Source organism: Streptomyces doebereineriae, assembly GCF_031845645.1.
Lineage (GTDB): Bacteria > Actinomycetota > Actinomycetes > Streptomycetales > Streptomycetaceae > Streptomyces > Streptomyces canus.
Genome location: NZ_JAVREZ010000008.1, coordinates 233,221 through 247,947, shown reverse-complemented (window position 1 = coordinate 247,947; position 14,727 = coordinate 233,221). Strand labels below are relative to the sequence as shown.

Annotated in this window: 16 protein-coding genes; 7 read left to right on the top strand and 9 right to left on the bottom strand. The window is 71.6% G+C overall.

All coding sequences use genetic code 11. The features are described 5' to 3' along the window. The first annotated feature begins 5 nt into the window (after positions 1-5). Genes RNB18_RS24350 through RNB18_RS24340 form a run of 3 tightly spaced genes read left to right on the top strand, consistent with a single transcriptional unit; the run spans position 6 to position 3,659 of the window. Complete coding sequence (locus tag RNB18_RS24350) at positions 6-950, top strand: carbohydrate ABC transporter permease (RefSeq protein ID WP_311716230.1); 945 nt, start codon at positions 6-8, stop codon at positions 948-950. A 14-nt stretch (positions 951-964) separates the two neighbouring features. Continuing rightward, positions 965-1,786, top strand: coding sequence for a carbohydrate ABC transporter permease (locus RNB18_RS24345; RefSeq protein WP_311716397.1), 822 nt, complete (start codon positions 965-967; stop codon positions 1,784-1,786). A 7-nt stretch (positions 1,787-1,793) separates the two neighbouring features. After that, complete coding sequence (locus RNB18_RS24340; protein ID WP_311716229.1) at positions 1,794-3,659, top strand: glycoside hydrolase family 127 protein; 1,866 nt, start codon at positions 1,794-1,796, stop codon at positions 3,657-3,659. A gap of 56 nt (positions 3,660-3,715) precedes the next feature. Here RNB18_RS24340 and RNB18_RS24335 read toward each other — a convergent pair whose 3' ends face one another. The 3 genes from RNB18_RS24335 to RNB18_RS24325 all read right to left on the bottom strand — a co-directional run bounded on the left by RNB18_RS24335 (position 3,716) and on the right by RNB18_RS24325 (position 5,776). Beyond that, the gene (locus RNB18_RS24335) at positions 3,716-4,711 is read right to left on the bottom strand and encodes a glycoside hydrolase family 43 protein (protein ID WP_311716396.1); all 996 of its coding nucleotides are present in this window, start codon (positions 4,709-4,711) and stop codon (positions 3,716-3,718) included. A gap of 93 nt (positions 4,712-4,804) precedes the next feature. Then, complete coding sequence (locus RNB18_RS24330; RefSeq protein ID WP_311716228.1) at positions 4,805-5,092, bottom strand: DUF1905 domain-containing protein; 288 nt, start codon at positions 5,090-5,092, stop codon at positions 4,805-4,807. Positions 5,093-5,116: 24 nt separating this feature from the next. After that, positions 5,117-5,776 carry a TetR/AcrR family transcriptional regulator gene (locus RNB18_RS24325; RefSeq protein ID WP_311716227.1) on the bottom strand — a complete coding sequence of 220 codons (660 nt, stop codon included), beginning with the start codon at positions 5,774-5,776 and terminating at the stop codon, positions 5,117-5,119. 93 nt (positions 5,777-5,869) lie between these two features. On the opposite strand from RNB18_RS24325, the gene RNB18_RS24320 reads away from it, so the two are divergent. From RNB18_RS24320 to RNB18_RS24310, 3 genes are all read left to right on the top strand, one after another. After that, complete coding sequence (locus RNB18_RS24320; protein ID WP_311716226.1) at positions 5,870-6,547, top strand: class II aldolase/adducin family protein; 678 nt, start codon at positions 5,870-5,872, stop codon at positions 6,545-6,547. Beyond that, a complete protein-coding gene (locus RNB18_RS24315) occupies positions 6,544-7,482 on the top strand; it encodes a carbohydrate kinase family protein (RefSeq protein WP_311716225.1) in 939 nt (312 codons plus the stop codon). The genes RNB18_RS24320 and RNB18_RS24315 overlap by 4 nt, the downstream gene beginning before the upstream one ends. Positions 7,483-7,590: 108 nt before the next feature. Beyond that, a complete protein-coding gene (locus tag RNB18_RS24310) occupies positions 7,591-7,920 on the top strand; it encodes a DUF2218 domain-containing protein (RefSeq protein ID WP_059209436.1) in 330 nt (109 codons plus the stop codon). Positions 7,921-7,928: 8 nt separating this feature from the next. Here RNB18_RS24310 and RNB18_RS24305 read toward each other — a convergent pair whose 3' ends face one another. From RNB18_RS24305 to RNB18_RS24280, 6 genes are all read right to left on the bottom strand, one after another. Then, a complete protein-coding gene (locus tag RNB18_RS24305) occupies positions 7,929-8,465 on the bottom strand; it encodes an NUDIX hydrolase family protein (protein ID WP_107104795.1) in 537 nt (178 codons plus the stop codon). Between the two features lie 33 nt (positions 8,466-8,498). Next, positions 8,499-9,653 carry an amidohydrolase family protein gene (locus RNB18_RS24300; protein WP_311716224.1) on the bottom strand — a complete coding sequence of 385 codons (1,155 nt, stop codon included), beginning with the start codon at positions 9,651-9,653 and terminating at the stop codon, positions 8,499-8,501. Between the two features lie 2 nt (positions 9,654-9,655). Next, entirely contained in the window at positions 9,656-11,059 is a 1,404-nt protein-coding gene (locus RNB18_RS24295; RefSeq protein WP_311716223.1) for a glutamine synthetase family protein, read from the bottom strand. Positions 11,060-11,098: 39 nt separating this feature from the next. Continuing rightward, positions 11,099-11,911: an SAM-dependent methyltransferase gene (locus tag RNB18_RS24290; protein WP_311716222.1), complete on the bottom strand. Its 813-nt coding sequence runs from the start codon at positions 11,909-11,911 to the stop codon at positions 11,099-11,101. Positions 11,912-12,014: 103 nt separating this feature from the next. Continuing rightward, the gene (locus tag RNB18_RS24285) at positions 12,015-12,716 is read right to left on the bottom strand and encodes a response regulator transcription factor (protein WP_311716221.1); all 702 of its coding nucleotides are present in this window, start codon (positions 12,714-12,716) and stop codon (positions 12,015-12,017) included. Between the two features lie 211 nt (positions 12,717-12,927). Beyond that, entirely contained in the window at positions 12,928-13,296 is a 369-nt protein-coding gene (locus RNB18_RS24280; RefSeq protein WP_311716220.1) for a DUF4333 domain-containing protein, read from the bottom strand. 191 nt (positions 13,297-13,487) lie between these two features. Here RNB18_RS24280 and RNB18_RS24275 point away from each other — a divergent pair, with 191 nt between their 5' ends. Beyond that, the gene (locus tag RNB18_RS24275) at positions 13,488-14,633 is read left to right on the top strand and encodes a sensor histidine kinase (protein ID WP_311716219.1); all 1,146 of its coding nucleotides are present in this window, start codon (positions 13,488-13,490) and stop codon (positions 14,631-14,633) included. Positions 14,634-14,727: the final 94 nt, after the last annotated feature.

Below are 14,727 nucleotides of genomic sequence, written 5' to 3'. Positions count from 1 at the left end.
GGGACATGCAGGTGAAGGCACCGGACCGGGAGGCAGTCGAACCCCTGGTCCGGACGGAACGTCGGCAGCGCCGCCTGTGGCACTCCCGCACCCTCCAAGGCCTCGGATACGCCGCCCCGACGGCCGTGTTCGTCGCCGTCCTCTTCGTCCTGCCCCTCCTCCTCGTCGGCCAGATGTCGCTCCACGACTGGCCGTTGCTCGCCGGCGACCAGGGCGGCAACACCCCCGAGAACTACACCGACGTCACCGACAGCACCCTGTTCTGGCCCGCGGTGCGCTTCACGCTCCTCTACACGGGGATCGTCACCGTCGTCCTCCTCGGTCTCGCGCTCCTCCTCGCGCTGCTGGTGCAGGAGTCCCGCCCCGGCACCGGCTTCTTCCGCATGGTCTACTTCCTGCCGGGCGCCCTCGGGCTCGCCTCCGCCTCCCTGCTGTTCTGGGGCATGTACAGCCCCACCACCGGCCCTCTCAGCCGCCCCCTGGAGAAACTCGGCCTGGTCGACGGCCCGGTGTCCTTTCTCGGCACACCGACCTCCGCCCTGCTGTCGACGGTGTTCCTCGTGGTCTGGAAGTTCGCCGGCTTCTACATGCTGATCCTGCTCGTCGGCCTCCAGCGCATTCCGCACGAGCTGTACGAGGCGGCGCGCATGGACGGCGCGAGCCGCGGCCAGATCTTCCGCTCCATCACTCTGCCGCTGCTGCGGCCCTCCCTCGCCCTGTCCCTGCTGCTGTGCGTGACCGGATCGCTGCTCGCCTTCGACCAGTTCTTCGTCCTGACCAAGGGCGGCCCGGACAACAGCACGGTGACGGTGGTGCAGTTGATCTACCGGGAGGCGTTCCAGCGGCTCGACCTCGGTAGCGCGGCGGCCCTCTCGATCCTCGTGCTGGCCGCGCTGCTCCTCCTCAACGCCCTGCAGTTCCGCGGTCTGCGGCACGCCGACGAATCATGAAGGGAGACCTCGCCGTGCGCACCCGGGCTCTCGGACAGACGCCCTACTACGTTGTCGCCTCCGGCCTTGCCGTCGTCTTCCTCTTCCCGCTGCTCTGGAACACCTGGGCCTCCGTCAGCGCCCAGCCCGGCACCGCCCAGGAGTCCGGCTACGGCTTCGGCAACTACCGCACCCTCCTCGACTACGACGCCGGACTGTGGCGCTACCTCCTCAACTCGACCGTCGTCTCGGTCCTCACGGTCGCGCTCACCGTCGGTGTGTCGCTCCTCGGCGGCTACGCCTTCGCGCGGTTCAGCTTCCCCGGCAAGAACCTGCTGTTCCTGCTGACCCTGGCCATCCTCATGGTCCCGTACGCCACCCTCCTGATCCCCCTCTACGTCCTCCTCGGCCGTCTGCACCTCCAGAACTCCCTGCTCGGGCTGAGCCTGGTGCTGGCCATGTTCCAACTCCCGTTCGCCACCTTCATGATGAGGATCTCCTTCGAGGCGGTCCCCCGCGAACTGGAGGAGTCGGCCCTCGTCGACGGCTGCGGCACCGCGGGCGCCCTGCGCCGGGTGCTGCTCCCGGCGGTGCGGCCGGGACTGATCACGGTGGGCCTCTTCGCCTTCCTCGCGGCCTGGAACGACTTCATCGCCCCGCTGATCCTCATCTCCGACAGCGAGAAGGCGCCCCTGCCGCTGGCCGTCGCGAATCTGCGCCAACAGAGCATGGGCGCCGTCGACTACGGCGCCACCGAAGCGGGTGTGGTGGTGCTCGCCGTGCCCTGTCTCCTCGTTTTCCTGCTTCTGCAACGGCACTACGTGCGCGGGTTCATGTCAGGCGCCCTGAAGGGATGACGCGTTGTTGAAGGCGAACAGGGACCTTGTCGTACCGGTCGCACCGAGTCGCGGTCGCCTACGGCCTCTCGGACTCGACGAGGTCCGGATCACCGGCGGCTTCTGGGCCCGGCGAAGGGAGGTCAACGCCACCGCCACCCTCGACCATTGCCGCGACTGGATGGAACGCGTCGGCTGGACCGGCAACTTCAGCGCACCCGTGGAGGAGCGGCGCGGACGGGAGTTCGCCGACTCGGACGTCTACAAGCTGCTCGAAGCGATGGCCTGGGCAGGCACCGGCTCCGACACGATCACCGAGACGATCGCCTCCGCCCAGGAACCCGACGGCTACCTCAACACCGCCTTCGGCCGCCCCGGCCGGCAGCCCCGCTACAGCGACCTCGAATGGGGCCACGAGCTGTACTGCTACGGCCACTTGATCCAGGCGGGCGTGGCTCAGATCCGGACCCGTGGCGAGGGCGAGCTGGCGAAGATCGCCCAGCGGGCCGCCGATCACGTGTGCGCCACCTTCGGCCCCGGCGGCATCGACGGCGTATGCGGACACCCCGAGATCGAGACCGCCCTGGCCGAACTGGCCCGAGCGACCGGCGAACAGCGCTACCTCGACCAGGCGGCACTCTTCATCGACCGCCGAGGCCGAGGCACGCTCGCCGACGGCGAGTTCGGCCGCGCCTACTACCAGGACGACCTGCCCGTCCGGCAGGCCACCGTCCTGCGCGGCCACGCCGTCCGCGCCCTCTACCTCGCCGCCGGTGCCGTGGACGTCGCCGTGGAGACGGGGGACGAGGAACTCCTCGCGGCCGTCGTACGGCAGTGGGAGACCACGGTCGCCCGACGCACCTACCTGACCGGCGGCATGGGCTCCCACCACCGCGACGAGTCCTTCGGCGACGACTTCGTCCTCCCACCCGACCGCGCTTACTCGGAGACCTGCGCCGCCGTCGCCTCCGTGATGCTCAGCTGGCGCCTCCTCCTCGCCACCGGCGAACCACGCTTCGCCGACCTCACCGAACGGACCCTGTTCAATGTCGTCGCGACCTCACCCTCCGAGGACGGCCGCTCCTTCTTCTACGCCAACACCCTGCACCGCCGCCGACGCGGCACCGTCCCGGTGACGGACGCCGTGAGCCCACGCGCCGAATCGAGCCTGCGAGCCCCCTGGTTCGCGGTGTCCTGCTGCCCGACCAACGTGGCCCGCACCCTGGCCCTGCTGCCCGCGTATCTGGCTTCCGTCGACGACCACGGCGTCCAGCTCCACCAGTACGCCGACGCGGAGATCTCCGTCGGCCACGTCGCCCTGCGCGTCCGCACCGACTACCCGTCCGACGGGACCGTGACCGTACGGATCGCCCGGTCCCCGGACCACCCATGGACCCTGTCCCTGCGCGTCCCGGCGTGGACGGAGGGTGCCACGGCCCGGCTGGTCGACGCGGACGGAACCCGCCGCGCCGTCGCCCCGGGCACGGCGACGGTCACCCGCGTCTTCCGCCCCGGCGACGAGATCCGGCTCGAACTGCCCGTCGCCCCGCGCTGGATCGGGCCGGACCCCCGCATCGACGCGGTACGCGGCACGGTCGCCGTCCAGCGCGGCCCCCTGGTGTACTGCGCCGAGTCGGTGGACCTGCCGGACGGACGGGAGGTCGACGCCGTGCGGGTGGACACCGCCGCCGAGCCGGTGGACGGGCCGGACAACACGGTCGTGGCGCCGGGTGAACTCGCCGAGCCGCACGACGAGGAGTGGCCGTACCGGCCGCCGGACCAGACCGAGCTGCCCGCCGCCGAGAGGCAGGGGATCGTGCTGGTGCCGTACCACTCCTGGGCGAACCGCGGCCCGTCGACGATGCGGGTGTGGCTGCCGACGACCCGGCGCTGACGAGGACCAGCGACGAGGAGACCGACGACCGGAGGCCCGGCGCGTACCTGAACCGTTCACCCGCTGATGTCATCACCGTCCAGGTCGGTGCACTGCCGCAGCACCCGCAGCTCGTCGCCCTCGGCCTGCATCTCGTACAGCTTCCCGCGCGCGTTCTCGAAGGGACGGTGAAGGATCATCATCAGCCGGCCGTCGAAGGTCCGGAACAGCATCCCGTGCCCGCTGTCGTCCCGGACCAGCGGCCGGCGCTGCTCCCAGGGGCCGGTCAGCTCACCGGACTTGGAGACGGCGTAGGTCTGCACGTAACCACCGCTGACGGTGCCGTCCGCACCGGCCGTGTGCTTCTCGTACGTCGACCACAGCATGAGGAGGGCACCGTCAGGGGTGCGGTGGAGCTGCGGGCCGTCGGTGACGTAGGGCGCGAGCTGGTGCGGCACGCCCGCGGGAATCTGCTCACCGAGCCAGAACGCGTCCGAGCCCTTGAACAGAAAGACGGGCTCGCCGACCGTCCCGGTCAGATCGGGAGCGAGCCGCACGGCTTCCATCGTCCCGTCGACGGTCTGCAGCCACTCGTGCGCGTACACCATCCAGGGCTGGCCGGCCGGATCGACGTAGAGCGTGCCGTCGAGGGTCATGAGATGCGCGGGGGGAGTGGGCCCGGACGGGTCGACGGCGGTGAAGGGCCCGAGCAGCGAGTCGGACACCGCGGTGATGGTGCCGCGCGCATGGTTCGGCAGCTGGAAGGGTGTGCCCCAGCGCTCGGCCGGTGGCACCGGCAGCACCCGGGCCTCGTCGTGCAGTGTGGTGAACAGGTAGTACCTGCCACCCCACGCATGCACCTCCGGCGCCCACCCGCCGTCCCGCGCCCAGATCCCCTCCTGCTCGTCCGTCCGGAACACGACGACGGGCCGCGCCCAGTCCCGCAGATCCCGACTGCGGTAGACCATCGTCCCGACGCCCTCCACACCCGACACGGACGGTTCGTTGGAGGTGTAGAGGTAGTACGTCCGCGTCTCGGCGTCGGCGACGACGAACGGATCGTGCAACGGCATGTCGGGCAGCCGCAGGGGCTCGGTGTCGGTCACGGCTGCACGATACGTGGCCGTCGTCGTGGTGGTCGTCGTGGTGCAGGAGACCCGTGAGACCTAGAAGCGGACCGTCATCTCCACCCGCACGTCGTCCCCCGCGTCGAGCCCCTCCGGCCTCCGCACCGCGATCTTGAGCGGCAGCAGATAGCCGCCGTCCTTCGGGAACAGCGACGTCGTGAAGGTGACCTCGCCGATCCGGGCCTCGACCGGGATCACGCCCCAGCCGTAGGTGGCCATCCGGGCCACCTCACCGATGTCGGCGGACTCCTGGTCGGGCACCGGGACGAAGTAGTAGGGCGCCGGGCCGCGCCACTCGATCACCCGGCCGGTGAAGGTGAGCTGCATCGGACCCCCGTTGCGCTGAAGACGTCAGGACCCGTTGTACCGCGCCGCGATGTCCGTGAGATAACCGCGCAGCAGGATCTTGGTCTCCTCGAGCAGCGCCGCGTCCCCCTTCGTTTCCCGGCGGAAGGCCTCCTGGGCGAGGGCGTCGGCGGCGAGGATCGCGGCGTGGCAGACGCGGGCGAGGGTCTCGTCGTCCTCGGCGAGCCGCAGGGCGAGCAGGATGCGGCGGATCCCGTCGGCCATCCGGCGCTTGTGCTCGCGGTCCGCGGTCCGGGTCCGCTCGGTCAGTCCGCTGCCGAACCACAGGGCGCGGAAGCCGTGTTCGGTGCGGTAGATCTCCGCGTACGCGTCGATGAGGACGCCGACCGGGTCCTCCCAGCGCTCGGTGGCCGCGGCCTCGACGAGCGCGTCCATCGCCGCTTCCAGCTTGGCGAAGTAACCGGCCGCGAGCGCGTCGATGATCGCCCCGCGGTCGGGCAGGTACTGGTACAGCGAGCCGACCGACACCCGCGCCTCGGACGCGATCCGGGTGGTGGTGAGCGACTCGACGCCCTCCTCGACCAGGATGCGCTCCGCCGCTTCGAGAACCCTGGCCAACCGGGCCCGGCTGCGGGCCTGTTGAGGAGTGCGGCGCAGGGCGCCGACCCATGCGGCCGACTCGGCGTCCGGGGTGGGCTCAGCCACGGGACGACCTCCGCTCACCCACGTGACCACCTCACGGGACAACCTCCGAACGTGAACGTGACTTTGTTTCAGGTTTAGGTTAGCGTCGCGCGCATGACCGACTCAAGCCCGGTGCTGAGCGAGGAGCGGGCCGCCGTGGCCGACGCCTGCCGCCGTCTGGGAGCCGAGGGACTGCTCATCGGTACGGCGGGCAATGTCAGCGTACGCGTCGAGGACCACGTGGCGATCACCGCGACCGGCGCCGTCCTGGCCGAGCTCACCCCGGACCAGGTGACCGTGGTGGACCTCGACGGAGAGATCGTGGCCGGACGTCTGCTGCCGACCTCGGAGCTCGACCTCCACCTGGGCGTCTACCGCCGGTACGGCACCGCCGCCGTCGTGCACACCCACGCCCCGATGGCCACCGCGCTCTCCCTCGTCCTCGACGAACTGCCCTGCATCCACTACCAGTTGCTGGCCCTCGGCGGCACCGTCCGGGTCGCGCCGTACGCCACCTTCGGCACCCCGGAACTCGCCGAGTCGGTCCTCACCGCGCTGGAGGGGCGCGGTGCGGCCCTGATGGCCAACCACGGTGCGGTCACCCACGCCCCGACCCTCGACAAGGCGGTCGAGCACGCGCTGCTCCTGGAGTGGGCCTGCGGTGTCTACCAGCGCGCGGCCGCCCTCGGGCAGCCCCGCATCCTCGACGAACAGCAGCAGATCGCGGTGATCGAGGCCGCCCTCGCCCGCGACTACGGCACCACGCAATCCGCACAGGAGGGGAACCGATGAAGGCACAGAACGTCGTCACCATGGGTGTGCACGTGCTGGACGTGCTGGTACGGCCGGTCGAGGAGATACCCGAGGGCCAGGGCGCGACCCTGGTCGAGGACATCCGCATGACCGCCGCCGGCACGGCCGCGGGCACCGCCCTCACCCTCGCCAAGCTGGGCGCCTCGGTGCGCACCGCCGGGGCGATCGGCACCGACCCGACGGGCGACCTGCTGACGCAGCTGCTCGACAAGGCGGGGATCGACACGGAGTTGCTCGTCCGCCGTATCGACACCTCCACCTCCGCGACGGTCCTGCCCATCCGACCCAACGGTGACCGCCCCACCCTCCACCTGCTCGGCGCCAACATCACCTACGGCCTCGACGACGTGCCCTGGGACGCGGTCGCCGAGGCGAGCCACCTCCACCTCGGCGGCCCCGAGCTGATCGGCGCCGAGGTCGCCGCCCGCATCCTGGCGCATGCCAAGGACCACGGCGTCATCACCTCGGTGGACCTGCTCGCACCGGGTGCGCTCGGCACCTTCGACCAGATCGAACCGCTGCTCCCGTACGTCGACTTCCTGCTCCCCAACGAGGACCAGATCCTCGGCTTCAGCGAGGAGGAGGACCTGGTGACCGGTGCGAAGAAGTTCCTGGCCGGGGGAGTGGGCCTGGTCGCGGTCACCCGTGGCGGCGACGGCGCCCTCCTGGTCACCGCCGAGGGCACGGAGACCGTCCCCGCCTTCGAGGTCGAGGTCGTCGACACCACCGGCTGCGGCGACGCCTTCTCGGCGGGCTTCCTGCGCGGGGTGGGCCTGGGCCGTACGCCACGCGAGGCGGCGATCCTGGGCAGTGCCGCGGCGGCGCTGGTGGCGCAGGGCCTGGGCAGCGACCATGGCGACTTCGACCTGGCGGAGGCCGACGAGTTCTCCATGACGAGCAAGACCCGCACATAGGCCGCACACATACGTTGCGGTGTGCGGGGGGTGCGGAATGGACGTGGGACGACCGGTGTTGCGGCAGCATCGAGTTCGTACCGCGCCACCGCACTCCTGGGAGTACCCATGCCCCGCTCCGAAGCCCGCGTCGCCACCGACCGCCCGCACCGCTACGCCAAGCAGCTCGCCTCGCACCTCGGGCGTCGCAGCCGGACCACGTGGGACGAGGAGAGCGGTGAGGGCAGCCTGCTCTTCCAGAACGGAGGCAAGGGCTCCCTCACCGCCACCGAGGATGCGCTGCTGCTGAGGCTGGAGACGGAGTCCGAGCACCTCGATCTCCTGGAGGGTGTCGTCGGCAGCCACCTGGTCCGCTTCGGCAGCAAGGACGAACTCGTCGTCGAGTGGACGCGGGACAGCGGCGAGCCCGGCACGACGCAGCGCAAGGAGACCGACTGACCGGGGCCTCAGACAGCGCAGCCCATGTGGGCGAGCGCCTGCTTGAGCAGCACTCCGTGACCGCCGGGCATCTCGCTCTCCACCGCCGGTGACAGGGCCTCCTGCGGGCTGAACCACACCAGGTCCAAGGCGTCCTGGCGGGGCTGGCAGTCGCCGCTCACCGGGACGACGTAGACGAGGGACACCGCGTGCTGGCGCGGGTCGTGGTACGGCGTGACCCCCTGGGTGGGGAAGTACTCCGCCACCGTGAAGGGCTGCAGGGAGGGCGGGATCCGGGGCAGGGCCACGGGTCCCAGGTCCTTCTCCAGGTGGCGCAACAGGGCGTCCCGGACCCGCTCGTGGTGCAGAACGCGGCCGGAGACCAGAGTCCGGCTGACCGTTCCGTCGGGTCCGATGCGCAGCAGCAGGCCGACGCTGGTGACTTCGCCGCTGTCGTCGACGCGCACGGGCACGGCCTCGACGTACAGGATGGGCATCCGGGCGCGCGCCTGCTCGAGATCGTCGGCGCTCAGCCAGCCGGGCGTGGTTTCGGTCAAGTCAGACATTGCTAGATCATACTTTCCAGGGACGGCGGGCGCTCAGTCGCGCTCGCCTGGTGGGACGGGGGACAGGGCGGGAAGTCCGTAGAGGCGGCGGGCGTTGTCCCCGCTCGTCCAGGCCACGACGCGCAACGCGTCCGGCAGGCTCAGCTCGTCGGCGTCCACCCGCTCCTGGAGCAGTCCGGCCAGTCCATGCCGGAACGACAGCGCGCCGAGCAGATGGAATTCGGCCACGCCGTACGCGTCGGAGCTGTACAGCAGCTTGCGGAACGGCGTGATCTCCAGCGCCTCCGCCAGGATCGCCCGGGACCGTGCGGGGCCGACGTAGTGCAGGGTGAGGCCCACATCGAGGTACACCTGCTCGAACACCGCGGCCAGATAGGCGGCCTGCCGCTGATACGGCCAGCAGTGCAGCAGCAGGACCGGGATCGTGCCCGCGGTCAGGTGCAGCCAGTCCGTGAGGTGGGTCGGGTCCACGCGGTGCATACGGATGTCGCTGTCGCCGAACCCGGTGTGCAGCTGGAGCGGCAGCCCCAGGTCCACGGCGGTCCACAGCAGATGCCGTACGAGAACCGGATCGGCCAGTCGTCCACCGTGGGCGAGCCAGCCGGCGGCGGCACGGGTGACCTCCGCGTCCGAGGGACGCGCCGGGTCCAGGTCGAAGCCGGTGCGGTAGGCGGCGACCGACTTCACGGCCACCACACCCGGCCGCCCCACGGCCTCCAGAGCGGCCGCGCGGAACTCGTCCGCGTACGCGCCCGGCCCCACGCCCCGCGCCGCCACCGCCTCCGCGACACCCTCCAGCCGCACGATCTCGTACGCCGTCCCGCCCGCGGCCGCTGCCAGCTCCGCCGGTGTGGTGAGACGTTCCGGCGCGTACCCGGTGTCCACGCAGAACACGTCCGTGCCCGCGGCGGTCAGGAAGCGGCGGTTGACCTCCTGCGGGCCGAGTTCCGCGCGGCGGGCCAGGTAGGCGTCGGGCGCCGCGTGGCGCGGGAGGTCCAGGAGGGGTGCGCAGTGCCGGCGGACCGCCACGCCGACGGGGCTGTCGAAGGGGGAGATCCCCGGCCAGGCCGCGCCTTCGGTGAGCAGCGACTCGAAGCCCGTCGGGTCGAGGCCGTCGATGACGACCCCGTGGCAGTGGTGGTCCACCAGCCGGGCGGCGGCGAGGGCCTCGTGGACAGGTTCGCTCATGCTCAGTACTTCCAGCGGTACGCCGCCGCGATCTGCTCGTCGTCCAGCTCGGCCACGGAATCGCTCTCTCCGAAGCGCACGGCGACCACGGCGTCGGCGAGGACCGGGCCCAGCGCGGCCCGCAGCTGTTCGTCCGCGCGGAACGCCCGGACCGCCTGGGAGAGGGAGGTCGGCAGCCGGCGTACGCCCATGGCGGCGGCCCGGTCGGCGGCGAGCAGGGCCGGATCGCCGGTGATCTCCCTGGGCAGGGGCATGGCCGAGGTCAGGCCGTCGAGCCCGGCGGCGATCAGACCGGTGAACGCGAGATACGGGTTCGCGGCCAGGTCGACCGGCTTCAGCTCCAGGTTCGCGGCCCGGTCGGTCAGGCCCGCCGTGCCGGTGATGATCCGGACGGCCGCCTCCCGGGTCTCGCGGCCCCAGGCGGTGAACACCCCGGCCCACTGGGAGGGTTGGAGACGCAGATAGCTGGCCGGGCTCGGCGCGGTCAGGGCCGTGAGGGCGTGCAGATGGGCGAGGACACCCGCGACGAACGACTCGGCCTCGGGCGTCATGCCGTACCGGCCCTTGCCGCCCGAGTGCAGGTTCTCGCCCTCGCGCCAGGCGGAGAGGTGGAGATGGCCGCCGTTGCCGACGCCTTCCGCGAAGACCGCCGGGGCGAAGGAGACGACCAGCCCGTGCCCCTGGGACACCGCCCGGATCGTCTGCCGTACGAGGACGCTGACGTCGGCCGCCGCCACCGGGTCCAGGGCAGCCGTCGAGATCTCGAACTGCCCGGCCGCGTACTCGGGATGGAGCTGCTCGACCTCGATGCCCTGCTCGGCGCAGGCCGCCAGCAGGTCGGCCGCGTAGTCGCCGAGCTCGACCTGCCGGGTGGCGCCGTACGCCGGTCCCGACACGGCGGGCACGAAGTCACCGTCCGCCGCAGGGCCCCGGCCCACCGCCCACTCGATCTCGACGCCCGCCTTGAAGGTGATCCCGTGCCGCTCGGCGGCCTCGGTGACGATCCGCCTGAGGACCGTGCGGGAACAGCCCGGATGCCGCTCGCCCTCCTGCGCGATCCGGTCGACCGGCGCCCAGGCCCAGCCGGGCTGCCCGGCCAGCGCCACGAGCCGGTCGAGGTCGGGGTAGAGGCGCAGATCGCCGTCGGGAGAGCCCAGGGTGTCGGTCGTGACGATGGAGTCGTTCGCCAGGAACGTGTCGAACACCGGCGACATGCCCACGCCCCAGGCCGCGGCGGAGGGCAGCTTCGCCGTCGGGATCGTCTTCACCCGGCAGATGCCCGCGGTGTCGACGTAGGCCAGGACCACGCCGTGCACGCCCTTCTCGGCCAGCTCGTCACTCAATGCGGCGGCCCGGTCCACGTCACCGGGACGGCCGCCGGGAACGGGGTCGGCAAGGGTGGTCATACGTCCTCCACGACGGGCTCGGCCGGAACGGATCCCGCGTCAGGGTTTCACGGCCACCGCGCCGAACTGCGGTACCACGACCGGGGACTCGGAGTCCGCACGCCACTGCGAGCAGGAGACCAGGCCGGGTTCGAGGAGGTCGAGTCCCTCGAAGAACGTGGCGATGTCCTCGCCGCTGCGGGCCGTGATCGGCGGAGTGGCGTTCTCGTTCCAGAACTTCATGGCCGGGATCTGGCCCTCGCCGCCGAGGTCGGCGTCGAACGTGGGATGCGTCAGGGCCAGATGGCTGCCGGCGGGCATCGCGGCCATGACCTCCCGCGCGATCCGCCGGGCCTCCTCGGTGTCGAGGACGAAGTTGAGGATGCCGAGCATCATCACCGCGACCGGCTTGCTCAGGTCCAGGGTCTGCGCGGCGCGTTCAAGGATCGCGGCCGGGTCGTGGACGTCGGCGTCGATGTAGTCCGTGACGCCCTCGGGGGTGCTGGTCAGCAGGGTGCGGGCGTGGACCAGCACGATCGGGTCGTTGTCGACGTAAACGATCCGCGCGTCGGGGGCGATGCGCTGGGCGATCTCGTGGGTGTTGTCCACCGTCGGCAGCCCGGTGCCTATGTCGAGGAACTGCCGGATGCCCTGCTCCTCGGTGAGGAAGCGCACCGAGCGGCCCAGGAACCAGCGGTCCGCGCGGGCGATCTCCTGGATGATCGGGAACATCCCGGCGACATGATCGCCGACCCGCTGGTCGACCTCGTAGTTGTCCTTGCCGCCGATCCAGTAGTTCCACACGCGCGCGTTGTGCGCCACACCTGTGTTCAGCCTCGCCGACGCACCCGACGGGGTGTGGCTCTCGCTCACGACTGTGCTCCTTCTCGTGCCTGCGGCCGTTGCCGCCATTGTGCCGTCCGATGATCAGCTTGTCCCGGAAACGGCGACTCGAACGCCCCGTCCGGCGGGCGGCTCAGCCCTCCCGCCGCGCGTGCCCGTTCTGCCAGGCCCACGCCGCGATCTCCACGCGGTTCCGTGCGGCCAGTTTGAGCTGGACGCTGGAGAGGTGGGTCTTGACCGTGGAGAGGGAGACGTACAGTTCGGCGGCGATCTCGGCGTTCGTACGGCCGAGGGCGACCAGGCGGACCACGTCGAGCTCACGGTCGGTCAGGGGCTCGGTGGCCGGAGCGGAGCGGGGCGCGGCGACCGGCTCCGGCGTCCGGTCCGCCGTGACGTGCCGGAGCAGGCGGACGGTGACCGAGGGGGAGACCAGTGAATCGCCGGCCGCGGCGGCACGGACCGCCTCGGCGAGAAGCGTGGGCCCGGAGTCCTTCAGCAGGAACCCGCAGGCACCGCCGCGCAGCGCGCCGTAGACGTACTCGTCGAGGTCGAAGGTGGTGACCACGACCACGCGCATCGGATCGGCGACGTCGGGCCCCGCCAGCAGCCGCGTCGCCTCCAGCCCGTCCAGCTTCGGCATGCGGATGTCCAGCAGACACACGTCGGGCCGTACCTCCCTGGCCAGCCGCACCGCCGTCTCCCCGTCGGCGGCCTCGGCGACCACGGTGATGTCCGGCTGCGCGTCCAGGAAGAAACGGAAGCCGGTACGGACCATGTCCTGGTCGTCGGCGATCAGCACGCGGATGGGCGCTGCCGGCGGGGTGGGGCTCGTCATGGGGCGATCATGCCTCAGGGAGAGGAGGGTGCGGAGCGGCTGTGGACGGGGGCGGGGTGCGCGGTGGCTGTTTCGGCGGGTGTGGTCGAGAGTCGGTGTGGTCGAGGGCGGGGCGTGGTCGTGACACCGGGTCCGGCCGGAGGGTGACGGCCGGGCCCGGTGCCGGTCGGAGGGCGGGCGGTGTTCATCACGTCAGCCGGTTCTCTGCCGGCTAGCGGTCGAACTTCCAGGTGACGGACGTCGCCGAGGCCTTGACCACGCTGACGGGTATGTCCACGGTCCCGCCGTCGCTCTTCTTGCCGGTGCAGGTGAGGGTGGCGCCCGCCACGGCCTTGAGCCCGCTCGGGCAGGAGACGTCGGTGACCTTCACGCCGACCCACGGCAGGGGGTGGTACTTGCTCTGGGTGCGGCCCTCGACGACGTTCGCGGCGAGTGCCTTGTGGCCGCCGACGGACGCCGTGCTCTGCGTGTCCAGGGAGGTGGTCGACTCGGTGCCGGTGAGGAAGCAGGTACCGACCCCGAAGACCATGGCCGCGCCGGCCACCGCGCCGACACCGGTGACGAGGGTCTTGCGCTGCATCGCATGCTCCTGAGGGCAATGAGGGAGGTCCTCCGGGGGCGGAGGACCCCTGGCGGGGAAGTGGCTCCACTCTCACCCGCGGGCACGGGCGCCCGCCTCGGCCGAACGGCCAGGGTCTGGGGGCCGGGCACGGCGGCGCCTCGACCGTTCGGCCGATCCCACGTGCGGCGGCCGCGCATACGGTGAGCGGCATGAAGTCCGTATCTGCCCGGGGCTGCGCGGGCGGCGCCGGTATCGGCGCGCTGTTCGCGGCCGTGTTCGTCGACGTGGCCTACGCGAGCGACGGCGACGGTCCGTCCTGGCCGTTGGCCGCGACCCTGCTGCTCGGCGGCGTCGCCGTGCTGTGGCCGGCCGCCCGGCACCCCCGTCGGCTCACCCCGCAGTTGCGTACCACCGTGCCGGCCGTCGCCTCCCTGGTCTGCACGGTGGACTCGGTGGCGCGCTCCGGCGTGCTGTTCGGGCCGGGCGAGCTGGCGATCCTGCTGTGCCTGCTGTTCGTCGCCGTACGGCACTGCCCGCGCAACTGGGTCGTGGCCTGCGCCGCGCTCGACGGGGCCGCTGTGCTGGCGCTTCCGGTACGGCCCTTTCTGGCCGAGCAGGACACCATGCTGGGGTTCATGCTGATCGGGCTTCTCCTGGTCGGCCTCACGATCGCGTTCGCCGCGTATCTGCGCTCGCAGGACTACCGGCGGACCGTCGCCGTCAGCGAGACCCGGCGGGCCGAACGCCTGGCCATCGCCGCCGACCTGCACGACTTCGTCGCCCACCATGTCACCGGCATCCTGGTGCAGACCCAGGTGGCCCGCATGATGGCGGACACCGGCGCCGAGGAACTCGACCCCGTCCTCGCGGGTATCGAGCGTGCGGCGACCGAGGCGCTGGCGTCGATGCGCCGGACGGTCGGCGTCCTGCGCGACACCGACGACGCGGCCGACCGCCGCCCGGTGGGCGACCTCGCGGGTATCGCCGGTCTCATCGACGGTTTCGCGAGCCCCATCCAGAAGGCCACCCTGCATCGCGAGACCGCGGTGCCCGACGACCTTCCGCACGAGGTGCAGGCGGCCGCCTTCCGGGTGGTGCAGGAGGCGCTGACCAACGTACGGCGGCACGCGGGCGACGCCACCCAGGTCACCGTCGGGCTGCACTACGAACGAACCCGCCTGCAGGTGTCCGTGTCCGACGACGGTCGCGGCGGCAGCCAGTTGCCTGCGGCGGCGCACGGGGGCGGCTACGGGCTCGTCGGCCTGAAGGAGCGAGTGACCGCACTCGGCGGGGAACTGCACGCGGGGCCGCGGGCGGAGAGCGGGTGGGAGGTGCGGGCGGTCTTTCCGGGATGACGTGGGGGTCTTTCGGGGGTGCCGGGGGGGGTCTGCCGTGGGCGACGCGGCCGTCTTTCCGGGTGTTGCGGGTGGTCTGTCCTGGCGGACGTGG